Source organism: Lysinibacillus sp. FSL M8-0216 (genome assembly GCF_038595555.1).
Lineage (GTDB): Bacteria > Bacillota > Bacilli > Bacillales_A > Planococcaceae > Lysinibacillus > Lysinibacillus fusiformis.
This window is the reverse complement of record NZ_CP152007.1, coordinates 942447-967789: the sequence shown is the minus strand read 5'-3', so window position 1 is coordinate 967789 and position 25343 is coordinate 942447. Positions and strand designations below refer to the sequence as shown.

Below are 25343 nucleotides of genomic sequence, written 5' to 3'. Positions count from 1 at the left end.
ATGAGTATTGGAAAGGATGTGCAGTTATTATGCCACAACAATTTATAGAATTAGGAGAAGGCTATGGTGATGTATACGAGCTACTTGAAATTATTAAAACCAATCAGGAACGCTTTCATCAGGCCTTTTTACTAACATCTACAAAAGGAGATAAAAAGGTAATCTCCTTAGCCGTTGCCTTCAAACCAGTTGGCGAAAGTAAATTCATGCCCATATATATTTGTCGCGAAGGCATCCCTTATCATGATGGGGAACCAACTAAGCGACAAAAAATGTTTGAAGCACAAATTGAACAACTAGACCGAAAAGCAGTTGTTGTAGAAATAAAGCACTCATCTATATTTTCGGAATCAAAACTATTTTATCAATACTTAATCGGCATATTAAGACTAAATAACTATATGCCTACATTAGCATAATATTATAGACCTACTTTATAGTCATATTCCTTTGCTTTATCCGGCTTTGCATTTTCATATTCAGTTTTGACAAATGGACGATAAGATTCAACAACGTCTTTCACAAAAGGAAGGCGTTGTAGTTTTATTGTCAACATTTCAATATCCTCACGATTACAATACAGCGCTACGTATTTTTGTCTTCTAGAAATATAAAGAACATGACCATATTTCCGAAGAGACTTCGCATGTTTTAATTGATGGACGTAAACGATTAGCCCTTGTCGTTCGTTCATATTGGATTCCCTCATTTCTTACCTAAAAGAATACCATAGACCAGAAAATGATAGCAACAGAGTTTAGCTGACAGAACACTCGATTTTCCGTTATAATGGAAAAGCATACTACGTTAAACATCGTAGGAATTCGAATCAGTTGTTTTAAATAGCTTACATGATTATTTTTCCACGGAATCAATGTACATTTTGCTGAAGGATGATAATGCCTCATACCTCCATCATAGGAAGCATGAAAGAATCATCAATCACTTAACTAATTACTAGTTTTATAAAGCTCTCGGACGGATGTGGGAGCTAGTCATTACACAATGAATTCACCATTTACTTTAATAGGTAAAAAAATTGTTAAGGAGGACGAATATGGGGAAGAAAACTAAAATAGCAATTGCAATCGCAGCTGCAAGTGCGGCAGCTTGGGCAGGTAGTAAAGCTATTTCTAAACCACAGCAACGTGAAGGTAAACAAGCATTACAATTTGATCGCACAATCATTCTTGCACACCGAGGCGGAGCTCATTTAGCACCTGAACATACTATGATCGCCTTTGACAAAGCAGCGCAGTTAGGCGTTGATGGATTTGAAATAGACGTACGTTTAACAAAAGACGAAGAAATTATTGTTTTTCACGATGATACAGTTGAACGAACAACAGACGGCTATGGCCTTATAGCTGATATGACATTGGCAGAAATCAATGCCTTGAATCACGGCTATCATTTTGAAGATTTGGATGGAGCCTTCCCATACCGTGAGGATAAATTACAAGTTGTAACATTACGAGAGCTACTTGAGGCGTATCCACATATGTTGATCAATATTGATATTAAAGATGCCCCTGAAACTTATGAAGGAAGTCTAATGCCTTCTAAGCTTTGGCGTTTAATTGAAGAACTAGGCGCAGAGGATCGTGTCGTTGTAACAAGCTTTTACGGGGAGCAAATAGATCGCTTTAACTTATATGCTCAAAATCAGGTAGCGCTTGGTGCAGGAGAATCAGATGTGAGAAAAGCATTTGCTTCCTTCTCCAGTCAATTCGGACATTTATATCATCCAAAAGTAGATGTGTTCCAAATTCCTCCTAAATCAGGGGTTATCGCTTTAGATTCTCCAAAGTTTATTCAGTTTTTAAATAATCTTAACATTCCTGTTCATTATTGGACAATCAATGACTTAGACACAATGAAAAAATTAATTAATAACGGCGCAAAAGGAATTATCACAGATCGCCCAGATATAGCCGTAGAGCTATTTCAAACGCAAGAGTCTTAATAAATCAGTCCATGGAAGGGTTAATGCTCTAAATAAGTCCTTCCCACCTACTATAGACAAAAGCCATAGGGATTTGATCTGACCCAAAAAAGTTAGACATATTTAGTTAAGCAACTGCTAAGACCTGAGTTCGGTACTCCACCGGGCTTAGGTCTTTTAATTTCATTCGTTTGTGATTGTAGTAGTGAATATAGTCTTTGAGTTCCTGTTCAAAATGTGCCATGGATTTAAATTCTTGTAGATACAGGAGTTTTAGTGTCTAACTTTTACGGGGCAGTTCATTACTAGTTGGCTTTTGTAATATTCAAACAATACTTGCCCTGTTTTCATTGATAAACAGATTCTAAATATTGTAATACTGCATCAGTTACTTCTCGTAATGTTGCTGTTCCACCTAAATCAGGGGTTTTTATACCTTGCGTTAATGTTGATTCGATAGAGTTCAAAATGTGTGTTCCTGCTTCTTCGTAGCCAAGAAAATCAAGCATCATTTTTCCCGTCCATATTTACCCTATTGGATTAGCAATCCCTCGCCCTGCTATATCTGGGGCAGAACCATGAACAGGCTCAAACATAGAAGGAAACACGCCTTCTGTATTTATGTTGGCTGCAGGCGCTATTCCAATACTCCCCATAATAGCACCTCCTAGATCTGTTAAAATATCCCCAAATAAATTGGAGGCAACAATGACATCAAAGTTGTCCGGCTTCATGACTAAAAAGTCCGCTAATGCATCAATATGATTGGATGTTTTCCCTACGTCTTCATACTCTTTCCCTATTTCCGAAAATACTTCATCCCAAAATGGCATACTGTAGGTGATACCATTTGATTTTGTGGCACTTGTCACATGTTGTCGACGGGCTTTAGCAAGCTCAAATGCATACCGCATCGCACGTTCTGTACCCTTTCTAGTAAAAATGGCATTTTGGATTGCAATTTCATCTTGCCCACTATGTATTCTCCCACCACTTTCCGCATACTCCCCTTCAGAATTCTCTCTAACAACAATAAAATCAAACCCATTAGGTTGACGTAAAGGTGAGGGTAAACCTTGTAGTAGCTTTGCAGGTCGTACGTTAATAGATTGCTGCATTTCTCGACGTATTTTTATAAGTAGCCCCCATAAGGATATATGGTCTGGCACCAATTCCGGCATGCCCACCGCTCCTAAAAAAATTTGGTCATATTGCTTTAAAATCTCTATCCCATTTTCAGGCATCATACTACCCGTCTCTAAATAATAATCACAGCCCCATGGAAAGGTTGTCCATTCGAATTGAAAACGACCATCCAATAATGCCACTTTATTGAGTACATCTATGGCAGCTGGTACTACCTCTTTTCCTATCCCATCTCCTGGTATGACTGCAATCCGATATGTTTTCATGTATGTTGCCTCCTTTCATAATTGTATAGAAAAAGACTGTAAACAAACTCAGTTTTACCTTTGAGTTGTGTACAGTCTAGTAGAGATGTGTTTGAACACATCTTAATTTACGCTGAGCAAGAGCATGAACCGCCCGAGCCACATCCTCCTCCGCAAGATGAGCCAGATGCAAAGAATGGATTGCTTACAGGGACTTTTACCGCTTCAGAGACTGTTTTCCCTACAAGTAGGCTAATCTCATCAAGCAAGTCCTGAAAATCGTTTTCAGCAATTTTTAAAGCTGAAACCTTTTCATTTAAGTCGAGCGCCCTTTTCTGTTGGCGAATCGACTTCATAATTGTATGGTAGTCCGGATGATATTTTCCGAAACGTTGTACATCTTCGTACTGTTCTTTCATGCGATTAAACGCGTAAATAGCTTCTACAATTTGTGAATCACTATAAACGGCATCATACGCTTGCTGAAGCGCCATCGCTGGTTCTGAGGAAACAATCATTTCACAAAGCGCTTCCGCCTCATCTAAAATGAATACCCAGTCAGAGGTCATCATCATTTTTAATTCCCCCAATCTCTTACCCATCATAACAGATTTTATGGTAATTTTACATTATTGAGATTATTAATGAAAGAGGTTTTTCCAATTGATGACAACACCCAAAGAAAAAATCGATCTATTATTAGGGGCAATTTTACAAGATAGTACGGAGGAAGATGAAGAAGTTCTTTTACATCTTTTAACTGGACTCCGCGAAAAACAGCAAGGTATTCATCGTCGTTATATTAACGCCGCCTTACATATGGTTGGCAAGTTTGAGCCTGAAGTCAGTGAGGTACGTATTCCAATTACACCAGTTATTCATAACACAATTAAGGTGCCACACGGGGGCATCATTGCGACGATAGCCGATGCGGCAATGGGGGGACTTGCTTCCCGTTCTGTACCAGAAGGATTTAATGTAGTAACTACAAATATGAATGTCACGTATATTGCCACAACAACAAATAAAGAATTAATTGCGCGTGGTCGTTTTGTCCATAAAGGGCGGCAAACACTAGTAATGGAATGTGATATCGAAGATGAGACAGGGCGCAAGCTAGCCATTGCTACAGGATCATTTTTTGTTATTCAGCGTCGGTAAGTAGACCTGTAAAATAGTCCTTAATACACTGTTGATCGGAAAAAGGGAATTTTTGATTTTTAATTTGCTGTGTTTGTTCATGCCCTTTTCCGGCAACAAGGACAATATCCCCTTTTTTCGCCTTTGCTAATGCTTGATGGATTGCAACTTTACGGTCTAAATAGATTTCATAGTATTGTTGCTCTGTAAAACCAGCAATAATACTTTCGTTAATAATGATCGGATCTTCATCTCGAGGATTATCCGTTGTTAAATAGATAACGTCTGCATATTTACTTGCTACAGCGCCCATAGCAAAACGTTTCGCTTTATCCCGATTTCCACCACAACTAAAGACAAGATAAATCGTTTTCGAGCGATCGAATGTTTGTAACACGGCTTGGAGGGCTTCAGCCGTATGGGCATAATCTACATACACATCAACTCCTACTGGGTTATCAATCTTCTCGAGCCTGCCTTCAGGAAGCCTTAGGGACCACATATGTTCAACTATATCATCCATTGGAGTTCCTAAGCGCCATACTGCCATCAATGCTGCAACCGTATTTTGTACATGGTACTTCCCTACAAAAGGAATTTCTATAATATGCTCACTCGCAGATGTTTGTAAGCAGAGCACTGTTTTGCCAACTGTTTCACTGACAATTTGGATATGTAAATCATTGTGATTATCAAAGCCAAATGAGCAGGATTTTTTCTTATCATAAATTCCAACAGAGCGACAAAAGTTATCATCGCCATTTAATACTAGTTTTTTAGATAAATCAGCTAATCTTTTCTTTGCCCGTTTATAGGCTTCTAATCCTCCATGATCTTCTAAATGATCTTCAGATAAGTTTAAAAACACGCCGCAATCAATGTCACAATGATCGAGTCTATGTTGCTGTAACCCCATTGAAGATGCTTCTAACACTACATGTGACACACCTTTGCGTACACATTGTTTTAATATCGGATGCAATTCTTTCGCCTGCAATGTGGTAAGTTCCTCGTAAGAAGTTTGTTGCTTTTCGCCATCAAGATAAAACCCAATTGTTCCTATAACCGCCGCTTTTTTATGTAGAGCGTTTAAAAGCTGACTGACAAAATGACTCACTGTCGTCTTTCCGTTTGTCCCCGTTATGGCAATAACACTTAATGCTTCTGCTGGAAAAGCTGCTAACTTCGCGCTTGCATACGATAGGAATAAGGCTGTATTAGGAACCCATACAAAAGGAATTTCTTTATCAATAATTGGTAAGGAAATACTTTCCTCCGAGACAATTGCTGCTGCTCCACGGGCCAATGCTTCTTTGACAAAACGACTTCCTGAAGTTTTTTTGCCTTTTCGTACAATAAAAATGTCGCCAGGTTGTACAGCCTGTGCATAATCCTCTACGCCTGTAATTTCTGTTCGAATCGATCCTCCCGTTACGCTACATGGCCAGTCTTTCAATAACTCAGCTAATTGCAAGCCTCTTCCCCCTTTCAGTTCTCTATCATATGACGGCCTTTGTAACGGTGTGACGAAAAATGTAGAAGCCACTTGGGGCAACTGGAAGCACAAAAAAAATGAAGACAAGTCCATTCAGCGAATGCTTGTCTTCATGTAAATTTATTATGTTATGGCGATTGATCGGTTTTCTCTTCCTCTACGGGTTCTTCACTTTCAGACTCTTCATTATTTGAATCCTCACTATCCATCTTCAGTGAAGCAGGTTCTATATAAATTTGTGTATAATAATCCACGAAAACGCCTGAACCAACTTGTGAATATTTATCATTTAATAGAACTTTCCGGTGTTCGGTAGAATTTGTCCAGCCATGCATTGCCTCAATCGCATCAAAATAGGCAGTTGCTAGATTTTCATTCGCATCGCTATAGTCAATGCTCTGCGCTTGTAACCTCTTTTTAAGATCTCCATATTTGGGAGATTCATGTGATAAAAAATTTTGCACCTTCATATCTTCGCTATGCATTCTCGCTGTATTTTCCAATGATTCATTCATCTCTACAGGCGGCAACCCATGATGCTCTCGCGTTACATTTAGTAAATCATCGAGCTGTTTGGCATTCGCCCTATCAATTTCCTGCTGTAAAAATGAAGAAGGCGGGGTACGTCTAACAAGCTCTCCTTGATAACTCATTTCATATGGCTGATGAAGGACAAGTGTTTTACTATTGGTATATCGTATCCCCTGTAATTCACTCGTTTCCCGGTCAATATAAAGCTGCGCGTATAGTCCATCAAATTTGATCAGTAATCTTGTTTGCATATCTTCTTCATTCATGGAGAATATGTAAATATTATCACCAACATTAGCGGCTACCTCATAATCAATAATCGTCATGCGGTAAATTTCATCTCGTTTTTGCCCAACTTTAAAAGGAAATGCATTGATATCTTGCCCTGCTATGTAAACTTGCGTAACGACGTTATTTTCAACACCAATCATAAAAAAAGTTGAAACATCTTTATTATAGACCCACCATTCATACCCAAACGAGGAGGGTTCCTTCCTTTCTGGTTCTCCATATTGTTCCAAAACGGTTTGTGTGCCTTTCCCTATTAATGTTGAAATACCCGATTGTGGTCGTGTCATTGCTCCTATATCGGGCTGTTTTAGCTCTGTTTGAGGGATTATATTAGAATTGGTATTTGGGCCTTCTAGTGGTTCATTTTCCTTAGGGGTATTAAAAAACATAAAGCCGATTAATGCAATTGCACCACAAATCATTAATATGCGGAATAACGCTTTCATATAGGACTCCTTTCATCACCATTATTGTAAGTTATTATATCAATTGTAATTGGGTTGACACAATGTTGTCATTGCAACAATGTCGAATATGCTCTATTATAAAAATGAGCGTATACTTTGTACGAGAACCTAAAGGAGGATTATACATGTATTTTGAAAATACTAACCTTGAAAATTTAACCGCTGATCAAGAGCTAATTGTCAGCATTATGAAAAAACATGGTTTAGAATGTGATGGCGGTTGGGATTATGAACGTATGACATTCGATAAACGTTTCGATACTCGTGAAGGTCGTTATTACCTACGCGTTTTCGCATATGCCATTTCTGGTGATGTTGGTGCTCATGATGCCATCCTTACATTAATGAAACCAGCACTTGGTAAGTACTATTATCCACATGGTGTTGAATATGGAGAAGATGAAGTTTTCCCAGCACATATTGTGAAAAAATGTGAAGAAATCTTAAAAAAGGTTAAATTAGAATTAGATCAATTCTCAATCGAGCCTACAAATAAAAATAACTTTGAACCTGTTAACGCACGCTAATCTTTATTAATTGAAAAGTGATAGCAAGTATAGCATTAAATAGCTTCATAGTTACGAAAAGACTGGTAGTCCAGTCTTTTTTATTTTGAGTAAAAATTAGATTTCTTCTCATACTACCTATATCTAGAACAAAATGTAGGTGAGAAAATTGTTGTCATTTTTTAATCGTCCTTTTTTTCGTCATCCCATTATCGTTATCGCGATTGGGATTTTTCTCCTCTGGTTTATTTCAATATCATTGCCGATCTTACTTGCCTACTTAACTGCCTTACTTTTAGAACCTATTATAGTTCGGATGAGCAAACGTTTTCGAAAAAAGCGTAAAATAGTGGTTTCCATCTTTTTTTTATTCTTCCTAAGTATCTCTTTATTATTATGTACGCTTATTATTTATGTAAGCTGGAAACAATTTTCATCATTTATTATTGATATTCCAGATTATTTGAATCAACTTTCTGCACTATGGATTCAAATGCAATCTAAACTAAGTAACCACACCTATCATTTACCTGTAGAACTAGTTTCACAAATTCAATCCATGATTGCAAGAGCTTTAGCTTCCACTGAAAAATTTGCACATTCCTTAACAAACATCGATGTCTGGTCTGCCTTATTAACGTATATCCCTACACGATTATTTGATATTTTTGTCTATTGGATTGTCTTGTATATGTTGCTTTTGGAATTGCCGACCATCAATCAAAAAATATTAATGCCCGTCCCTTTCCACTACCATCAGAAAATTGTGTTTATTGGTGAACGAGTTAAATTAGCCTTATTTGGATTTTTGAAAGCACAATTGCTTGTCGGATTAGGTATTTTTGCTTTAGCTATCGCAGCCTTTTATTTTCTCAAAACGCCATTTCCTCTATTATTAGCATTGTTGCTTGTCGTCTTAGACTTTATTCCTTTTCTTGACTCATTTATTTTATTAGTCCCATGGGCAATCTATCAAGTTTTTGCTGGGGATTATATTTACGCCGCTGTGTTAATTGTATTAACAGTAGGTCAATTTTTAGTTCGTCGTATGATTGAGCCAAAAATAATAGGTGATAAAATTGGACTTTCTTCTCTTTCAACCTTTATTGCGATGTTTATCGGATTTAAAATTTTTGGATTTTCAGGTATTTTAATTGGACCATTACTTTTTGTAGTCGTTCTCTCATTAATTCAGCCAACGACAAAAAATCTCCCACCTACTGAAAAATAAGGTGGGAGATTTTTGTTATATGCCTAAAATGGCTTTAATAACCGATGTTGTTTCGCCCGGTTCAAATAAAATATACAATAATAAATAAACAAGGACACCTGTTATAGCGACGAAGAACCAAATAATACTTGTAATCGGTCCAATACGACGGTGTAATTTTAAATTCGTTTTAAGACCCGAAACTATACTAACTATCCCAAATACGGCCCCAGAAGTTGCCAAAATAATATGGAAAATCAAGAAGAACGTATAATAAGGTTTTAAATGTTCTCCACCACCAAAGGCAGTATTTCCAATAAACACTGTACGGGAAGCATAAATAATAAAGAAGATCAGTGCAGCAACACCTGCAGCAAGCATTACTTTTTTATGCCCTTCTACATTTCTTTTTATAATTAAGCCCCATCCTATTGCTACTAGTACAGCACTAATAACGATAAACGATGTACTAATAGTAGGCAAAATTTGTAATTCCATTATCAAAACCCCTTATACAAAGTAAATTTCTATTTTATAATTAATGTTGCTGTTGACTCTCCCATTTTTTTTGATGGGCAGCTAATGCATCAGCAGTAATTTTATCTGGATCTTTTTGTTCAGCACGATACCATTTTGTAAAGATCGCACCTAATAATATACCAAAAATCAGCTCTTGAATAATTTTCATAAGCACGCCACCTAACTGCTGATCAGCAACAGGTTTCATATCCGTAAATAGCTCAGGTCCTGATAATGATAGTCCCGACAACGTAGAGGCCGGAACACAAAGCTCCATTGCCTTTAACCAAGCATCACCATTCGTATACGTTTCATACATAGCATTAGGTGCAAAAATGATTAATCCACAGGCGGGAGTTATTAAAACGGCATTGGCAATAATATAGCCTAATTTATGCAAGGGCTTCATTTGTTCTTTACCTGGCATATTTTGAATTAAAGGCCAGTACATGAAAACAGCTGATAGAAATAAGACAAATGTATAGGTACCATGTAGTGTTTCATTTAATTTAATATAATCTAATACATCCGGTAAGTGATAGAAGGAAAATAGACCAATAAACACAAACACTGCAACTACTGGTAATGTTAGTACTTTAAATATAGTTCTAACAACTGGTGCTTCAATCGCAACCTTCCAAACCCACCAAGGTATTCCTTTAATTAAGAAAATCGGTACAAGCAATAATAAAATAGCCATCTGAACCATATGCATCGTAAACATAATATGAGCCATTAAATCAACTGGAGACCCTTTAATAATATAAATGGTAATCATTGCTAATACAAAATAAATCGCTTGTCCCTTTTTTAAAGGTTCGCTTTCTTTAAAATCCTGACGCCACTTTACTGTGACTAAAAAATAGACGATTGTTATAAAAACAAGAACCCCTATCAAATATGGGCTCCATAACGCTTGGAAACCAAATATACTAAGTGGCATATAGAACGCACTCCTTTAAACTTCAGTACTCCTATTATAAAACGCTTACAGCTATACTGCAATGAACGAAAGGTGAACAAATGTTAAGTTTGCCAGTGTTTGCTTCTTTTTGCAACCCTCACTAAAAATTAAAATACAAAAAGCACGTTCGTACAAAGTGACGAACGTGCTTTTTTTGGTGATTACCACCAAATAATTGTTAAGAATGCTAAGAAGAATGTAAATGCAATTAAGATCCCCATCCACATGAAGAATCCAATAACTCCACCGTAGTGTGTTTTTTTGTCTTCTAAGTGCATGAAAGAATACAGTTGAAGTACAACTTGAACACCCGCTAATAATAAAACGAATGGCATAATTAAGTATTTAGAAAAATCAGCTGCAACTACTGCGAATGCGATAAAAGTAAAGAAAATCATAATTGCAAAGTTGAGTACTTGTTTACGCATATGAACGGCATTATGATGACGATCATACTCATATTGTGCCTGTGATTTAGCAACTATAGGTGTATCGTGTGAAGACATTATCCGATCACTCCCATCAAGTAAACTACTGTAAAGATGAATACCCAAACAACGTCGATAAAGTGCCAATATAAAGCAGCTACGAAGAATTTAGGTGCATTGTACAAGTTTAAACCACGTTTAGCATTACGAATCATTAAAGTTGCGATCCATACAAGTCCTAAAGTTACGTGGAAACCATGTGTACCAACTAAAGAATAGAATGCAGTTGCAAATGCAGATTGGTTAAATGTAAAACCAAGATGCACATAGTGTTGGAACTCATAAATTTCAAGAGCTAAGAAACCAAGACCTAAAGCTAAAGTAATGGCTAACCATGTTTGCATCCCTTTAAAGTTAAAGTTACGCATATGGTAAATTGCATAAACAGATGTTAGTGAAGATGTTAAAAGTAACATCGTCATAGCAAATGCCAATGGTAATTCAAATAACCCTTGAGTTGTGAACTCCATGCCAGCTGGCCCTTTGTTCTTAAGCGCTAAGTAAGTAGCGAATAAACTTGCGAAAAGTACAACTTCACAGGCAAGGAAAATCCAGAAACCAACGACTTTGTTTTTACCTTCCAGCGTTGCTTGTTCAGGATGATCTGGCCAAGTATGAGGAGTAAATTTAGTATTGAAATCCATTATTTATTTCCCCCTTTGCCATAAAGTTGTTCTTCAATTTCAATAATTTCTTCTTTGTGTAAATGGAAGCCGTGATCATCTTTAACAGAACGGACAATCATTGCACCAAATGTAATTGCAAGACCAGCAATTAAAATATAGATTGACCAAGGTTTATCAGCATCAGGATTATAAAGCGCACCGAATGCTGCAATAAACATACCTAATGAAATAACGAATGGTATCGCTGAGTTATTTGGCATATGAATATCGCCTAGTGGCTCAGCAAATGTAACTTCTTTGTTGCCTTCTTGTTTCTCAATCCACCATGGATCTAAACCACGAACAAGAGGTGTTTGACGGAAGTTGTAGAATGGAATTGGTTGTGGAATTGACCATTCTAATGTACGTCCATCGCCCCATGGATCGCGACCTGCTGGTTTGCCTTTGATAGACATTAAGCAGTTGATTACCATTAAGATAACCCCTACACCCATCATTAATGCACCGATTGTAGAGATATAGTTGAATTGATCCCAACCTTGACCTTCCATGTAAGTGAATACACGACGTGGCATACCCATTAAACCAAGGAAGTGTTGAACGAAGAACGTTAAATGGAATCCGATAAAGAATACCCAGAAAGTAATTTTACCAAGCGTTTCGTTTAACATACGGTTGAAGAAAATTGGCCAGTAGAAATGTGCTGAACCAAATAATGCAGTAACGATACCACCAACGATTACATAGTGGAAGTGAGCTACGATAAAGTAAGAATCATGTAATTGGTAGTCAAGAGGTGCAGATGCTTGCATAACCCCTGTAACACCACCCGCAACGAATGACGGGATGAAACCAAGTGCATAAAGCATTGGCGTTGTAACTTTAATTGATCCGCCCCAAATTGTTAGGATCCAGTTAAATACCTTCATACCTGTTGGAACGGCAATTGCCATTGTTGCTACAGCGAAGATAGCGTTTGCTGTTGGCCCAAGACCAACTGTAAACATGTGGTGGGCCCAAACCATGAACCCTAAGAAACCGATTAAAATTGTTGCGAATACCATTGAAGAGTATCCGAATAAACGTTTACGAGAGAACGCAGGGATAATCTCAGAGAATAATCCGAACGCAGGTAATACTAAGATATAAACTTCTGGGTGTCCGAAGATCCAGAATAAGTGTTCCCAAATAATTGTGTTACCACCCATTGTATGGTCAAAGAAGTTACCACCGAACATACGGTCAAATAACATCATTAATAAACCAATTGTTAATGGAGGGAATGCGAATAAAATTAATGCACTTGATACAAGAGCTGTCCATGTGAATAATGGCATACGCATGAATGTCATACCAGGAGCACGCATCGTGATAATCGTAACGATGAAGTTAAGACCCGAAATTAAAGTACCTGCCCCTGAAATTTGTAAACCAAGAACATAGAAGTCAATACCATGTCCTGGAGAATATAAAGATAATGATGCATAAGAAGTCCAGCCCGCATCAGGAGCGCCACCCATAAAGAATGACAGGTGAAGGAATACTGCACCTAGGAAGAATAACCAGAACCCTAATGAGTTAAGGAACGGGAATGCAACGTCACGTGCACCAATTTGTAATGGTACAAGCATGTTCATAAATGCGAATAGTAATGGAGTAGCAGCTAGGAATAACATTGTTGTTCCGTGCATTGTTAATAATTCATTGAAAAAACCAGCTGACACGAAATCGTTATTTGGTTTCATTAACTGAATACGCATTAATAACGCTTCAAAACCAGCGATAGCGAAGAACAATGTACCGGCTAATAAATACATGACTGCTAACTTTTTATGGTCAACAGTAGTAATGTAATCCCAGACAGTTGCTCCAAAGCCCTTTTTCTGTGTGTATGAGCTCACAACTTTTACCTCCCTCAAAAATTTGTTACATAGAACGGAAATTATTTTTCAACTGATAAGCCCATGATATAAGTTGCAAGAGCTTCAATTTCTTCGTCAGATAAATCGCCGTATATAGGTGCAGTACCTTCAGCATTCATCATTAAGTTACCTGGTTTAAATTCCTCAGGGTTTTTAATCCAAGCTTGTAAGTTTTCTTCATTGTGTTCTAGGAAACCAGCAACACGGTTACGGTCACCAAACGTAGTTAAGTTTGGACCTGGTGTACCGCCTGCTCCTGAACCAGAGATAGCATGACAGCCCAAGCAGCTGTTAGCAAAAGTTGCTTCGCCAAGATCTGTTGAAGCTTTGTCCGCAGTTTGTCCTTCTGTTGCTTTCATCGCATCAACCCAAGCGTCAAATGCATCTGGGCTTAAAGCTTTTACTTTAAAGTCCATTAAAGCATGTGAAGGTCCACATAACTCAGCACATTTACCATAAAATACGCCATCTTTTAGATCTTTAGATTCTTTATCAAATACTAAGTAGAATTTGTTTAAGTTTTCTACGTTTGTATCCATTTTACCGCCTACAGCAGGAATCCAGAATGAGTGCTTAACATCGGCAGCTTTTAAATTAAAGTAAACCTTTTCACCTGTTGGTACTACTAGCTCTTGAGCCGTTATAATACCTTGGTTAGGATATTCGAACTCCCACCAGTACAATTTAGCTGTTACATTGATTGTTAGGGCAGTTTTATTCCCCTCTTCATCTACATCATCCATTGCAGCAACATCTGCAAATTTATAAGTAGTTGTAACAACTGGTACAGCAATAATTAATAATAAAATAATTGGTATAACTGTCCAAATCACTTCTAACGTATGACTACCCTCTACTTGCTTAGGGATAACGTTTTCACCAACGCGTGAACGACGGTATTTCAGGAATGCAATTAAATAAATAACGGATACTATTACCACTACTAGCGTCATAATTACAGTAGTTAACAGTAATAAATTTAATTGTTGTTTACCTACTTCTCCAGATGGTTTTAGTGTAGAAAGATAATCTTCACCACAACCTGAAAGGAAAACCATCATCACTGCTAGAAGTGAAAAAAGACGCCATTTTTTAAGCCCTTTCATCATAGCTTAATTAAACCCCTCTTTCTTTGTTGTATTTTCATGTGTACATAGGACATTAGTTCTGTCTATATGAATTCTTTAGAAAAAGAAAGAATTCCTAAATTTAGCTAAACACCGCAAATATTATGATGGATACAAATAGTATGGTCATATGATTCAATGAATAAATAAACATTCTATTTGCCCATTTCATATCATCTTTTGCTGTAAAGCCTTTCAGAGCTAGTATTAACCAACCCAGGTTCAATGTAGTAGCAAGAGTTAAAAAGCCAATTCCAAGCTCCGGTAAAAGGAAAGGTAACGGTAATAATAAAAGAATCCAGAATAACATTGAGTACTTTGTACGTTTAAATCCCTTTACAACAGGTAGCATTGGTATTTTAGCTGCACGGTATTCCTCTGTACGTTTCATAGCAAGCGCGTAGAAATGTGGTGGTTGCCATGCAAACATAATTAGGAATAAGGCAAGTGCTCCTGGACCTAAAGCAGGCTCGACTGCTGCAAATCCAATAATAGGAGGAATAGCCCCTGAAATGCTTCCTACAACCGTGTTACTAACATGCTTTCTCTTTGACCACATTGAATACAGAACGACATAAGCAAATATTCCTGCTAGTCCCCACATGCCGGCTGCAAACGATGCCGCAAATAACAAAATTTCACCTACAATTAAAAATGAGAGGGCAATGGTCAATACAAAATTCGGCTTGAATCTGCCAGTCACTGTCGGTCTTACCTTCGTTCTTTTCATGATCGGATCTATATCTTGATCAATAAAGTTATTCATTGCACCTGAGCCACCAATGATTAATGCCGCACCCAGCATGGTGAATAAGATGACATCCAGCTCTTGCAAGAAGTGTCTACTAGTAAATTGAAAAGCCAGCCACATCCCTGTAAACGTTGTGACAAGATTCGAGTTTACAATGCCAATTTTTATTAGTGCTAAGAAATCTTTTACAACTGATGTTGTTTCTGGACCAGTATTTCTAGTAGCCGCCAGTGTACGACCGTTTGACATACTACCTCTCCTTTCATTTTTGTAAGCATATTCCGCTAACAATAACTATAGCGAAATTTGCGATTGATTTCTAGACATTAAGTGAAATTTAGATGAAGTTGTAAAAATTAGTTTTGTCTAGAAATATAATTAAAATCAACATATCTATAGTAAAACATTTTCTAAAATGAATTGTGAAGGTTAAAGCACGAAATTATGAACAATTTGTGAAATGGAATCGACATCTAGTACTCCCTTCCCTTTACAAGTTGTTTTTTAAACGTATTTTCGATATTATCTAGTAGCAGAAACATTACTTTCTTGTAATGTTGATAGATAAAGTAGGTGACTCATTTTATGCAACACAACAGATATTTGAAGTGGTTTGCTGTTGCCGCTACGCTAGGGATGCTCCTTATATTACTCGGTGGAGCTCTCGTTACTAAAACAGATAGTGGCTTAGGCTGTGGTCGAAACTGGCCTGATTGTAATGGATCTCTTATTCCAAAGGAGATTACACCGGAAGTCCTTATTGAATTCTCACATCGTCTTGTTACTGGAGTCGTATCTATTTCAATTCTTGTGTTAACAGTTTGGACATGGCGTAAGCTCGGACATGTTCGTGAAGTAAAGCTTTTAGGTTTCTTAGCAATGTTTTTCTTAATTGCGCAGGCTCTTATTGGAGCTGCTCAAGTACTATGGGGGCAAGGTGACTTCATCTTAGCACTTCATTTTGGTATTTCTCTTATTTCCTTTGCCGCGGTTCTGCTTCTCTCTATGATTGTATTTGAAGTTGATCGGAAATTTGATGCCGATAAAGTATTTATTGGTAAAAAGTTACGTTGGCATACAATTGCTGTCACAATTTATTCTTATTTGGTCGTTTATACTGGCGCGTTAGTTCGACATACAGATTCGAGCTTAATTTGTCCAGACTGGCCATTTTGCTATAACGAAACACCGTTAGCATCCCCAAATAACATGTACGAATGGGTGCAAATGGGACATCGTTTAGCTGTTCTTATTATTTTCATTTGGATTGCATACATAACTTGGCACGCTGTGAAAGAATATAAAAACCAACGTGTGGTTTACTATGGTTGGATTATTGCTTTTACTATAGTATGTTTACAAGTGATCGCTGGTATGTTAGTAGTCCTAACGAAGCTGAACTTAACAGTCGCTTTAATGCATTCATTATTAATTTCTCTATTGTTCGGTCTATTATGTTACATGATCATGCTCGTTGCTCGTAGTAACTACAATGAAAAAGTGAAATAGTTAAATAAAAAAGATTCGTTACCATATTGTAACGAATCTTTTTTATGCTTATCGTTGTTTCTTCATAGATTCAGTTCCTATAATTCCTACTATTAAAATAATCATAGATACTAGGGCGTAGTCTTTAAAGAATGTTGTAAATGGAATGTCAAAATATCGACAAATTGCCGTTACAAGACGGCCGCCTAATAGGATCAAACCAATGACAAACATCCAATTAAATAAAGCTTTAAGCATTGTTAGTTTCCTCTACTTTCATGGCTGACCAGATGATGTTGATGACCTCTGCACTATATTGTTCTACTTCTATAGAAAGTGGTCCCCCAATTAACATATACTCCCCAATTGCTCCTTGAATAACCTTTGCCATTACATGGACCGAAGTGATAGTAAATCTCCCTTGTTCCTTTCCCTTCGTTAATATGTTGCACAAGGCTTTTAACAAAGGATCCTCTCCATCATCTGGCAATTTATAAAAAGGAATGTCATCTGCAGTACGAGCATTAAAAACAATTTCTAGTAGCGCTATATTCTCTTCTGGGTGTGTTGCTTGATAAGCAATACTCGCCTCAATAAAATTAGCTAATTGCGAAGCTGGTTCATCCGCAGCATATGTTTTCGTCAAAATATATGTAGCCGATTGCTCAATCAGTGCTTGCAGACTTTGTTCAATTAAATCTTGTCGATCTGCGAAATGATACGAAATTAAAGCTGTGCTGATGGAAGCACGTTTTGCAATTTGGGCTAAACTCGACTTTACATAGCCAATTTCACTTAAAGTCCTTATAGTCGCATCAATAATTTGCTGTTTCCTTGCTTCCTGAATAAAGGTACTTTTATTAGCTTCCATAAACTCTCCATTTGATTATTCAAATATTTTTTTGATCACTTAATCAAATTTTATGCAATTTTTCTCATTTCCACAATAAAAAAGGTATGTAGATGTTAAAAATGCATCTACATACCCTGTTTTCACTACCAGTTATTCAATTTCAATCAGCAAATCACCTGTTGAAATAGCATCTCCTGCACTAGCATAAACCTCTTTTATAATACCATCCTTTGGTGCTTGAACAGTCGTTTCCATTTTCATTGCCTCTGTGATCAATAGGTGATCACCACGTTTGACAGGGCTTCCTTTGGACACAACGACCTTCAATACAGTACCAGGCATTGTAGCACCAATTTGATTTGGATTACTTGAATCTGCCTTTAATGATAAATTGCCATCTACCTCTACTGTCATATCTTGAATGACCAATTCACGGGATTGACCATTTAGCTCAAAGTACAGGACACGCGTTCCATTGTGTTGTGGTTCGCCGATAGAGACCAGTTTAATAATGAGCGTTTTTCCTTTTTCTATTTCAACTTCAATGATTTCGCCAAGCTTTAAGCCATAAAGGAATGTTGGCGTATCAAGAACTGAAATATTGCCAAAGGATTCTGCCGTTTTCGCATACTCTTCAAAAACTTTTGGATAAAGGGCATATGCCAATACATCCTTTTTCGACACCGGTCGATTTAATTTTTCCTCTAGCACTGCCTCCAATTGTTCAAATTGAATAGGCTCTAATAACTCACCAGGTCGAACCGTAATAGCTTTACGGTCTTTTAGCACTACTTGTTGCAATGCCTCAGGGAACCCACCGTGTGGCTGTCCTAGATAGCCTTGGAATAATTCAATAACAGAGTCTGGGAAATCAATCGTTTTGCCCCTTGTTAATACAGTGTTTTCATCTAAATCATTTTGTACCATAAAGAGTGCCATATCCCCTACTACCTTTGAAGAAGGTGTTACTTTAACAATGTCCCCAAATAATAGGTTCACACGGGAATACATACGTTTGACTTCTTCCCAGCGATCGCCAAGACCAACAGCTTTTGCTTGTTGTTGTAGGTTACTATATTGTCCACCAGGCATTTCATGTACATAAATTTCAGAATGCGGGCTGATCATGCCACTTTCGAAATCCTTATAGTATTTACGCACATCTTCCCAATAATAAGACAATCTTTCCAATGCATCGATGTCTGCACGTAGCTCACGCTTACTACCCTTCATGGCATAGTAAAGTGAATTTGCACTTGGTTGAGATGTGAGACCCGCCATGGACCCTAATGCTGTATCAATGATATCAACACCTGCCTCAATGGCTTTAGCATATAAGTAAATACCATTACCACTAGTGTCATGGGTATGCAAATGGATTGGCAGACTTGTCGTCTCTTTTAACTCGGAAATTAAACGATACGCTGCTTCAGGCTTCAATAAACCAGCCATATCTTTAATAGCTAGAATATGGGCACCAGATGACTCCAGTTCTTTGGCCATGTCTTTATAATATTGCACAGAATATTTCGCACGAGTATCATCCAAAATGTCGCCTGTATAACAGATTGCCGCTTCCGCAATTTTTCCTGATTGACGGGCTGCATCTATAGCTACTTCCATTCCCTTAATCCAGTTCAGGCTATCGAAAATACGGAATACATCAATACCTGATGCAGCTGATTCTGCGATAAATTCACGGATTAAATTATCAGGATAGTTCGTGTAACCTACAGCATTAGCACCACGCAACAGCATTTGGAATAACACGTTTGGCACTTGCTCACGTAGCTTTGCTAAACGCTCCCATGGGTCCTCCTTTAAGAAGCGATACGCCACATCAAACGTAGCACCGCCCCACATTTCCAAAGAGAATAATTGATGCATCATACGAGCTGTTGCATCTGCAATTTGATACATATCATGCGAGCGTACTCGAGTAGCAAGAAGTGATTGGTGAGCATCACGGAAAGTAGTATCTGTTAATAGCACATCATCTTGGGCTAAAATCCATTGCACTAAGCCGTCTGCACCCTCGGTATCTAAAATTTGTTTCGTACCAGCTGGTGGCACAATTAAACGGTCTATTTTAGGAATATTTGGTTGAACAAAAATTGGCTTTGATTGCTTTTCCACACCAGGGAATCCGTTTAACGTCACATTACCGATATAGCTTAACAGCTTTGTCCCACGGTCCTGACGTACTGGGAAATGGAACAGCTCTGGTGTAGTGTCAATAAAGCTTGTATCAAAAGCACCAGATAAAAATTTCTCATGTGTCACAACATTATTTAAAAACGGAATATTCGTTTTGACGCCGCGAATACGGAATTCTTTTAAATTTCGGTCCATTTTCGCAGCAGCTTCTTTAAAGTTCATGCCAGATGTAGAGATTTTTACGAGTAAGGAATCGTAGTATGGTGTGACAACTGCGCCTTGGAAACCATTGCCGGCATCTAAACGGACTCCAAAGCCACCACTAGAGCGATAAACCATTAACTTTCCTGTATCCGGCATAAAGTCGTTAGCAGGGTCCTCTGTTGTTACACGTGCCTGAATCGCATAGCCAATCATTGGCATATTTTCTTGCTTCGGCATATGAATTTCTTCGCTAAACAGAGCATAACCTGCTGCTACCTTAATTTGGGTATGAACAATATCTACACCTGTAATCATTTCTGTAATCGTATGTTCTACTTGAATGCGAGGGTTTACCTCGATGAAATAAAAATCGTTCCCTGCGACTAAAAATTCCACTGTCCCTGCATTTATGTACGAGACATTCTTCATTATTTTCACAGCAGCAGTACAAATACGATTTCTTAACTCTTCGGAAATCGAATGAGAAGGAGCAATCTCAACTACCTTTTGGTGACGACGTTGGATTGAACAATCACGTTCATATAAATGCACAATATTGCCCTGCTGGTCACCAATAATTTGCACTTCAATATGCTTAGGTTTAATAATGGCCTTTTCTACATACACCTCATCAGAGCCGAAAGCAGCTTTTGCTTCTGATTTTGCACGTTCATAGGCTGATGCAAGCTCCTCAGCTGCATGTACAAGACGCATACCGCGACCACCACCGCCAAGCGCTGCCTTAATCATAACTGGATAGCCAACAGTGCTAGCAAACGCCTCTACCTCTGCTAAATTGGCTACAGGGCCATCTGTACCAGGAATAACAGGAATGTCAGCCGCAATCGCCTGCGAACGTGCTTTAACCTTATCCCCAAACATATCTAAATGCTGAGAAGTTGGTCCAATAAAGATAATACCCTCTTCTTCACAGCGACGTGCAAATTCAACGTTTTCAGATAAAAAACCATACCCTGGGTGAATCGCATCAACATCTGCATCTTTTGCGATGGCAATAATACCTTCAATATCTAAGTAAGCATCAATTGGTTTCTTGCCCGCTCCCACTAAATAAGCTTCATCGGCTTTAAAGCGATGAAAAGCTCCACTATCTTCTCTTGAATAGATAGCAACAGTTTGGATATTCAGCTCCGTACAAGCACGGAAAATACGAATTGCAATTTCTCCTCGATTGGCTACAAGGATTTTGTTGATTGATTCCATAGGTATCCCCCTTTATGATTCTGTTTTTTTCCTCTCTACCTTTTCAAACATAGAAACATTGATTAATATTCCCATCGCTAAAGATAGAATGATTATAGATGTACCGCCATAGCTTATAAAAGGTAACGTTACACCGGTTAACGGGATTAACCCGGTTACACCCCCAAGATTGATAAACGATTGCCAGCCTATCCAGCTCGCAATACCAGCCGCAATCATGCGTGCCATTGGATCCTTTGTTCGCAATGCAATAGAAAAGCCTTTATATACAATAAACCCTAAACCAGTCAGGACAATGATAACTCCCCAAATGCCTAATTCTTCCATAATTATAGCCATAATAAAGTCTGTTTGTGGTTCAGGTAAATATCCTAATTTTTGAATGGATTGACCAAGCCCTCTACCTTCTAAACCGCCTCCGCCAATTGCATAATAACTGTTGGCCACTTGGTGACCACTACCATTTTCATACTCGAACGGATTTAAATAAGATAAAATCCGCCCTTTTCGGTTCTCCGTTAATAGTTCTCCCTTGAATAACAAAAGTATACCAAGAATTGCTGCACCGAATGCTGCCAACACACCAAAAAATTTCCAAAACGTCTTAAAAGGAATGCCACTGGAAGCAACGACAGATACGGCAATTCCACATAAAATGATTACTGCCCCTAAATCTGTTTCGAATGCAACACCAGCAACTACTAGGATCCATAGAAAAATGGGATAAAAAATTTCTGTCGGTTGAAGTTTTTCAAATGTATATTTTTGTGATTTTCGATAAAATGCAGCCGCAAAATATAAAATTATAAATAGCTTTGCATATTCAGATGGCTGAAAGTTCCCTAAACCAGGCACATGTATCCAACTTTGTGACCCTACATCTTCTGCACCATGCCCTGCTATCTTTAGCCAAGTAAATAGAACAGCTAATACGATGGTTAGCAACATCATAATATTCTTATTCGCATAATGCTTATAAGGGAAAAATGCTGCCACAATAAAACCTAAAAAGGCCACTATTAAATTGGTGATTTGCTTTCGATAAAAATAATCAGGTGCTTCTCCTTCTCGTGCAATAGCGACCATCATACTTGAACTATAAATCATGATTAATCCAAATAAGCTCAATAATAGGACAGTAAAAAATAAAGGGTAATCAAAATTTTGTGCATATCGTTTTAAGTATTGTTTCATCTGAAAAACCTCGTTCTAGTAAAAAAACTCAAAGCGCAAAAAAGCGTTTGAGTTTTTCTTTTTATTTGTCTGTATACGCATCGTGTAGTACAGAAAGCTCTTTCTCGAGTGAATCGAGAATTTCCTTGCCTTTTTCACGTTCAATCAGACCTAGCTTCACAGCAAAGTCAATTTCACGAGACAGGCCGAACATTTGTGTATCTAATACTTCCTCATATAAAGGGCATTGTGGCATTGTTAAATGATCCATTTGTACTCGAATAAGGCGAGCAATCTTATCTGCATCAGCAACTAAAAGCTCCAAAGCCTTTTCTTGAAAAGAAGTTTGTGATTTCGTATCCATGAGGACGCCCCCATTATCTGATATTTCTTCGATTCTATCTTAATAAAGTTTATCTTCTAGTCGTTAAAATTGCAAGTGTCTTCATTGGAAAATACCGAATTCAAATTTTATTTCTTTATTATTTTTAGGCATTAGCGTTATACTATGTCATGGATATACAAGATTTGAGGAGGATTTCTAACATGGAAACAATAATTCCTATCAAGGGCGCAGTAACATATCAATTAACATTAGATCCCACTGTTTGGATTTTCGATGATCGTAAATTAGATTTAAAAACATATTTCACGACACAAGATGTTAAGGAAGATTCAGACATCAAATATATGCGTGAGGTTGGTGCTCACTGGTCTCGTGAGATTATGGAGGGAGCTACATTCCCGCCTACATTAAAATCAGAGCGTAAGTTTGACCGTAAAGGAATGGAAACAGGGACATTTGGTATCGAATTAGGTCATTTTTTGAAAAATGCTGAAATTAAACCTGAAGCAACAAAAATTATCTTTGAATGTGAAACTGGTCAGGAATATCCTTTTTCTATTGAAGAAGCATCTACACTTATTTTAAAATATAGCCAAGATGGCAAGCCACTCTTAGAGGACGGTCCCATTCATGTATTAATGAGAGATGGTTCAAATATTGATAATCCTATTAAAAACGTAATAGCCATTCGCGCTGAATAGGGGGGAATGCAATGCGCGTTAAATGCGTAATTTGCGATACGATTCAAAGTATAGACGATAATTTACCTTTAGCTAAAAAATTACGTAATCGTCCAATCCATACTTATATGTGTGAAAATTGCCATGATCGTATTAAAGAAAACACGGTTGCACGATTAGAAACAGGGAATTTCCGTTTTTATAGAACTTCACCACAAATGGATAAAGAATTTTAATATTGAATGAACCCAAAAGAGGTGCCTCCATCGGGAGACACCTCTTTTCTTTATTAGCCGTTATTTTTAATAACCGACTTTTCTATCAACTCAACCACCTGATACATGATTGTTGCAAAAAATGCAATGATGAGCAAGGACATGAGCACGAGGTTAAAATTAAACACTTGGAAGCCATAGATGATTAAATAGCCAAGACCTTTTGAGGCCACTAAAAACTCACCTACAATAACCCCAACCCACGATAATCCTACATTCACCTTTAATGTTGAAATGATAGTCGGAAAAGATGCTGGTAAGATGACTTCACGAAAGATTTGCCACCTAGATGCACCAAATGTTTGTAAGACCTTACTATAATTCGGATCGACACCTTTAAAAGCCGTATATACCACAATGGTTGTAATAATGATAGAAATTAAAGCCCCCATTGCAATAATGGAAAAATAACCTGGCCCTAGCGCAACAATAAGAATAGGCCCTAACGCAACTTTTGGCATCGCATTTAAAATAACTAAATATGGGTCCAGTACCTTCGACAGAAATGGTGACCACCACAAAAGGATAGCGATGAACGTCCCTAGTAAAGTCCCCGCAATAAAGCCAATCACCGTCTCCATTAATGTCACACCAACATGCAAAGTTAAAGTTCCATCAGTTACTTTTTCGATAAATGTATGCCAGACTTGTGTGGGTGAACTAAAAATTAAACGGTCGATCCATTCTAATCTAGAAAGCAACTCCCATCCTCCAAAGAACAGAAGCAGAATAATAAGCTGATACAGCCGTACAAAGCGTTTTTCTTTTTTTAACATTTGCTGATATTGTTTAAATAATGTGTTATCCAAGGCTCTCCAGCTCCTTCCAAATCATTTGGAATACATCTGCATAGGTAGGATGCTGTCTTACATCAAACGGTGATAATTCACGAAGTGCCTCAGGTATTTCAAACACTTTATGCAATGTCCCTGGATTGGCAGAAAATAAAAAGACACGCTCACTCATAGCTATTGCCTCTCCAATATCATGCGTCACAAGAACTGCTGTCTTTTTATAGGTCTTTAATGTTTCTACCACTAGATCCTCAAGCTTTAATTTCGATTGATAATCAAGAGCCGAAAATGGTTCATCTAACAATAAAATTTTAGGATTTACCGCTAAAGTACGAGCAAGTGCCACACGTTGTCTCATACCTCCTGATAATTCTCGTGGATAGTTGTTCCCCACATGTGGTAATCCTACTTCTTGCAAAAGAGCATTGGCCGTTACTTTATGTGAATTATTGCTCCGCTCCATAATTTTCAAACCAATCGTGACGTTTTCTTCAATGGTTTTCCATGGAAATAAATAGTCCTGCTGAAGCATATAGCCAATGCTTGATTGATTATGTGCTGCTAGTTCATCACCATCAATATAGACCTTGCCTTCAGTTGATGGAAACAAACCAGCGATTATTGATAATAAGGTCGTTTTCCCACAGCCACTAGGCCCGATAAACGACACGAATTCTCCTTCACGAATGGCTAAACTAATATCACGTAATACTTCCTTTGCCTGTGTGCTTGAAAAATAACTATGGTGAATATTTTCTAGCTGTAAAAATTCCATA

General features: G+C 37.7%; 26 protein-coding genes and 2 pseudogenes. 8 read left to right on the top strand and 20 right to left on the bottom strand.

From position 1 onward, the window contains the following. Positions 1-29 precede the first annotated feature (29 nt). Complete coding sequence (locus MKX57_RS04455; protein ID WP_342550821.1) at positions 30-419, top strand: methylthioribose kinase; 390 nt, start codon at positions 30-32, stop codon at positions 417-419. 2 nt (positions 420-421) lie between these two features. Here the strand turns inward: MKX57_RS04455 and MKX57_RS04450 are convergent, their stop codons facing one another. After that, positions 422-694, bottom strand: a complete 273-nt coding sequence (locus MKX57_RS04450; protein ID WP_008173927.1) for a YlbG family protein — start codon at positions 692-694, stop codon at positions 422-424. A 363-nt stretch (positions 695-1057) separates the two neighbouring features. On the opposite strand from MKX57_RS04450, the gene MKX57_RS04445 reads away from it, so the two are divergent. After that, on the top strand, positions 1058-1966 hold the full coding sequence (locus MKX57_RS04445) for a glycerophosphodiester phosphodiesterase (protein WP_008173929.1): 909 nt from the start codon (positions 1058-1060) through the stop codon (positions 1964-1966). Between the two features lie 106 nt (positions 1967-2072). Here MKX57_RS04445 and MKX57_RS04440 read toward each other — a convergent pair. The 3 genes and pseudogenes from MKX57_RS04440 to MKX57_RS04430 form a co-directional block, all read right to left on the bottom strand. Further along, a pseudogene (locus MKX57_RS04440) lies at positions 2073-2219 on the bottom strand (IS3 family transposase); the annotation flags it as partial. A gap of 73 nt (positions 2220-2292) precedes the next feature. Next, a pseudogene (locus MKX57_RS04435) lies at positions 2293-3357 on the bottom strand (tartrate dehydrogenase). A gap of 107 nt (positions 3358-3464) precedes the next feature. Next, the gene (locus MKX57_RS04430) at positions 3465-3911 is read right to left on the bottom strand and encodes a YlbF family regulator (protein WP_043989672.1); all 447 of its coding nucleotides are present in this window, start codon (positions 3909-3911) and stop codon (positions 3465-3467) included. A 91-nt stretch (positions 3912-4002) separates the two neighbouring features. On the opposite strand from MKX57_RS04430, the gene MKX57_RS04425 reads away from it, so the two are divergent. Further along, positions 4003-4497, top strand: coding sequence for a PaaI family thioesterase (locus tag MKX57_RS04425; protein WP_008173935.1), 495 nt, complete (start codon positions 4003-4005; stop codon positions 4495-4497). On the opposite strand, the gene MKX57_RS04420 is transcribed toward MKX57_RS04425, so the two are convergent. Beyond that, positions 4481-5950, bottom strand: coding sequence for a UDP-N-acetylmuramoyl-L-alanyl-D-glutamate--2,6-diaminopimelate ligase (locus tag MKX57_RS04420; RefSeq protein WP_089985266.1), 1470 nt, complete (start codon positions 5948-5950; stop codon positions 4481-4483). The two genes, MKX57_RS04425 and MKX57_RS04420, sit on opposite strands and share 17 nt — an antisense overlap. Before the next feature lie 149 nt (positions 5951-6099). Next, positions 6100-7239, bottom strand: coding sequence for a CAP domain-containing protein (locus MKX57_RS04415; RefSeq protein ID WP_008173938.1), 1140 nt, complete (start codon positions 7237-7239; stop codon positions 6100-6102). Positions 7240-7385: 146 nt separating this feature from the next. Here MKX57_RS04415 and MKX57_RS04410 point away from each other — a divergent pair, with 146 nt between their 5' ends. Together MKX57_RS04410 and ytvI are read left to right on the top strand one after the other, a co-directional pair. Then, positions 7386-7787, top strand: a complete 402-nt coding sequence (locus MKX57_RS04410) for a YugN family protein (RefSeq protein WP_042737480.1) — start codon at positions 7386-7388, stop codon at positions 7785-7787. Between the two features lie 151 nt (positions 7788-7938). Then, positions 7939-8997 carry a sporulation integral membrane protein YtvI gene (ytvI, locus tag MKX57_RS04405; protein WP_225316250.1) on the top strand — a complete coding sequence of 353 codons (1059 nt, stop codon included), beginning with the start codon at positions 7939-7941 and terminating at the stop codon, positions 8995-8997. A gap of 15 nt (positions 8998-9012) precedes the next feature. Here ytvI and MKX57_RS04400 read toward each other — a convergent pair whose 3' ends face one another. From MKX57_RS04400 to cyoE, 7 genes are all read right to left on the bottom strand, one after another. Further along, the gene (locus MKX57_RS04400; protein WP_008173945.1) at positions 9013-9474 is read right to left on the bottom strand and encodes a DUF420 domain-containing protein; all 462 of its coding nucleotides are present in this window, start codon (positions 9472-9474) and stop codon (positions 9013-9015) included. A gap of 40 nt (positions 9475-9514) precedes the next feature. Next, entirely contained in the window at positions 9515-10438 is a 924-nt protein-coding gene (gene ctaG, locus MKX57_RS04395; protein WP_036123734.1) for a cytochrome c oxidase assembly factor CtaG, read from the bottom strand. 182 nt (positions 10439-10620) lie between these two features. Further along, complete coding sequence (locus tag MKX57_RS04390) at positions 10621-10965, bottom strand: cytochrome C oxidase subunit IV family protein (RefSeq protein ID WP_008173949.1); 345 nt, start codon at positions 10963-10965, stop codon at positions 10621-10623. Further along, positions 10965-11591, bottom strand: a complete 627-nt coding sequence (locus MKX57_RS04385) for a cytochrome c oxidase subunit 3 (protein WP_008173951.1) — start codon at positions 11589-11591, stop codon at positions 10965-10967. The genes MKX57_RS04390 and MKX57_RS04385 overlap by 1 nt, the downstream gene beginning before the upstream one ends. Then, positions 11591-13474 (bottom strand): cytochrome c oxidase subunit I, encoded by a 1884-nt coding sequence (ctaD, locus tag MKX57_RS04380; RefSeq protein ID WP_342550820.1) that lies wholly within the window; start codon positions 13472-13474, stop codon positions 11591-11593. Before ctaD ends, MKX57_RS04385 begins: the two co-directional genes overlap by 1 nt. 41 nt (positions 13475-13515) lie before the next feature. Next, positions 13516-14604: a cytochrome c oxidase subunit II gene (gene coxB / locus MKX57_RS04375; protein WP_008173955.1), complete on the bottom strand. Its 1089-nt coding sequence runs from the start codon at positions 14602-14604 to the stop codon at positions 13516-13518. Between the two features lie 100 nt (positions 14605-14704). After that, complete coding sequence (gene cyoE / locus MKX57_RS04370) at positions 14705-15622, bottom strand: heme o synthase (protein ID WP_342550819.1); 918 nt, start codon at positions 15620-15622, stop codon at positions 14705-14707. 336 nt (positions 15623-15958) lie between these two features. Here cyoE and MKX57_RS04365 point away from each other — a divergent pair, with 336 nt between their 5' ends. After that, positions 15959-16882: a heme A synthase gene (locus MKX57_RS04365; protein ID WP_043989675.1), complete on the top strand. Its 924-nt coding sequence runs from the start codon at positions 15959-15961 to the stop codon at positions 16880-16882. A 48-nt stretch (positions 16883-16930) separates the two neighbouring features. Here the strand turns inward: MKX57_RS04365 and MKX57_RS04360 are convergent, their stop codons facing one another. From MKX57_RS04360 to MKX57_RS04340, 5 genes are all read right to left on the bottom strand, one after another. Next, positions 16931-17119: a hypothetical protein gene (locus MKX57_RS04360; protein WP_008173961.1), complete on the bottom strand. Its 189-nt coding sequence runs from the start codon at positions 17117-17119 to the stop codon at positions 16931-16933. Next, on the bottom strand, positions 17112-17732 hold the full coding sequence (locus MKX57_RS04355; protein WP_008173962.1) for a TetR/AcrR family transcriptional regulator: 621 nt from the start codon (positions 17730-17732) through the stop codon (positions 17112-17114). The genes MKX57_RS04360 and MKX57_RS04355 overlap by 8 nt, the downstream gene beginning before the upstream one ends. Positions 17733-17864: 132 nt before the next feature. Beyond that, entirely contained in the window at positions 17865-21299 is a 3435-nt protein-coding gene (gene pyc, locus MKX57_RS04350; protein ID WP_090001958.1) for a pyruvate carboxylase, read from the bottom strand. A 12-nt stretch (positions 21300-21311) separates the two neighbouring features. Further along, on the bottom strand, positions 21312-22493 hold the full coding sequence (locus tag MKX57_RS04345; RefSeq protein WP_008173966.1) for an FtsW/RodA/SpoVE family cell cycle protein: 1182 nt from the start codon (positions 22491-22493) through the stop codon (positions 21312-21314). Positions 22494-22554: 61 nt separating this feature from the next. Further along, on the bottom strand, positions 22555-22836 hold the full coding sequence (locus MKX57_RS04340) for a YlaN family protein (protein WP_004224778.1): 282 nt from the start codon (positions 22834-22836) through the stop codon (positions 22555-22557). A gap of 182 nt (positions 22837-23018) precedes the next feature. Between MKX57_RS04340 and MKX57_RS04335 the strand changes: the two genes are divergently transcribed. Continuing rightward, positions 23019-23519, top strand: a complete 501-nt coding sequence (locus MKX57_RS04335) for a hypothetical protein (RefSeq protein ID WP_008173970.1) — start codon at positions 23019-23021, stop codon at positions 23517-23519. A gap of 11 nt (positions 23520-23530) precedes the next feature. Beyond that, a complete protein-coding gene (locus tag MKX57_RS04330; RefSeq protein WP_008173973.1) occupies positions 23531-23734 on the top strand; it encodes a YlaI family protein in 204 nt (67 codons plus the stop codon). A 53-nt stretch (positions 23735-23787) separates the two neighbouring features. On the opposite strand, the gene MKX57_RS04325 is transcribed toward MKX57_RS04330, so the two are convergent. Further along, positions 23788-24582, bottom strand: a complete 795-nt coding sequence (locus tag MKX57_RS04325; protein ID WP_036123716.1) for an ABC transporter permease — start codon at positions 24580-24582, stop codon at positions 23788-23790. After that, a complete protein-coding gene (locus MKX57_RS04320; protein ID WP_008173976.1) occupies positions 24575-25342 on the bottom strand; it encodes an ABC transporter ATP-binding protein in 768 nt (255 codons plus the stop codon). The genes MKX57_RS04325 and MKX57_RS04320 overlap by 8 nt, the downstream gene beginning before the upstream one ends. Between the last annotated feature and the right edge of the window lies 1 nt (position 25343).

What these genes read in the sequence shown, in the direction of transcription:
- MKX57_RS04455 (WP_342550821.1), top strand. Translation starts at nt 30, where the DNA reads ATGCCACAACAATTTATAGAATTAGGAGAAGGCTATGGTGATGTATAC.
- MKX57_RS04450 (WP_008173927.1), bottom strand. Translation starts at nt 694, where the DNA reads ATGAACGAACGACAAGGGCTAATCGTTTACGTCCATCAATTAAAACAT.
- MKX57_RS04445 (WP_008173929.1), top strand. Translation starts at nt 1,058, where the DNA reads ATGGGGAAGAAAACTAAAATAGCAATTGCAATCGCAGCTGCAAGTGCG.
- MKX57_RS04430 (WP_043989672.1), bottom strand. Translation starts at nt 3,911, where the DNA reads ATGATGATGACCTCTGACTGGGTATTCATTTTAGATGAGGCGGAAGCG.
- MKX57_RS04425 (WP_008173935.1), top strand. Translation starts at nt 4,003, where the DNA reads ATGACAACACCCAAAGAAAAAATCGATCTATTATTAGGGGCAATTTTA.
- MKX57_RS04415 (WP_008173938.1), bottom strand. Translation starts at nt 7,239, where the DNA reads ATGAAAGCGTTATTCCGCATATTAATGATTTGTGGTGCAATTGCATTA.
- MKX57_RS04410 (WP_042737480.1), top strand. Translation starts at nt 7,386, where the DNA reads ATGTATTTTGAAAATACTAACCTTGAAAATTTAACCGCTGATCAAGAG.
- MKX57_RS04400 (WP_008173945.1), bottom strand. Translation starts at nt 9,474, where the DNA reads ATGGAATTACAAATTTTGCCTACTATTAGTACATCGTTTATCGTTATT.
- ctaG (WP_036123734.1), bottom strand. Translation starts at nt 10,438, where the DNA reads ATGCCACTTAGTATATTTGGTTTCCAAGCGTTATGGAGCCCATATTTG.
- MKX57_RS04390 (WP_008173949.1), bottom strand. Translation starts at nt 10,965, where the DNA reads ATGTCTTCACACGATACACCTATAGTTGCTAAATCACAGGCACAATAT.
- MKX57_RS04385 (WP_008173951.1), bottom strand. Translation starts at nt 11,591, where the DNA reads ATGGATTTCAATACTAAATTTACTCCTCATACTTGGCCAGATCATCCT.
- coxB (WP_008173955.1), bottom strand. Translation starts at nt 14,604, where the DNA reads ATGATGAAAGGGCTTAAAAAATGGCGTCTTTTTTCACTTCTAGCAGTG.
- cyoE (WP_342550819.1), bottom strand. Translation starts at nt 15,622, where the DNA reads ATGTCAAACGGTCGTACACTGGCGGCTACTAGAAATACTGGTCCAGAA.
- MKX57_RS04365 (WP_043989675.1), top strand. Translation starts at nt 15,959, where the DNA reads ATGCAACACAACAGATATTTGAAGTGGTTTGCTGTTGCCGCTACGCTA.
- MKX57_RS04360 (WP_008173961.1), bottom strand. Translation starts at nt 17,119, where the DNA reads ATGCTTAAAGCTTTATTTAATTGGATGTTTGTCATTGGTTTGATCCTA.
- MKX57_RS04355 (WP_008173962.1), bottom strand. Translation starts at nt 17,732, where the DNA reads ATGGAAGCTAATAAAAGTACCTTTATTCAGGAAGCAAGGAAACAGCAA.
- pyc (WP_090001958.1), bottom strand. Translation starts at nt 21,299, where the DNA reads ATGGAATCAATCAACAAAATCCTTGTAGCCAATCGAGGAGAAATTGCA.
- MKX57_RS04345 (WP_008173966.1), bottom strand. Translation starts at nt 22,493, where the DNA reads ATGAAACAATACTTAAAACGATATGCACAAAATTTTGATTACCCTTTA.
- MKX57_RS04340 (WP_004224778.1), bottom strand. Translation starts at nt 22,836, where the DNA reads ATGGATACGAAATCACAAACTTCTTTTCAAGAAAAGGCTTTGGAGCTT.
- MKX57_RS04335 (WP_008173970.1), top strand. Translation starts at nt 23,019, where the DNA reads ATGGAAACAATAATTCCTATCAAGGGCGCAGTAACATATCAATTAACA.
- MKX57_RS04330 (WP_008173973.1), top strand. Translation starts at nt 23,531, where the DNA reads ATGCGCGTTAAATGCGTAATTTGCGATACGATTCAAAGTATAGACGAT.
- MKX57_RS04320 (WP_008173976.1), bottom strand. Translation starts at nt 25,342, where the DNA reads ATGGAATTTTTACAGCTAGAAAATATTCACCATAGTTATTTTTCAAGC.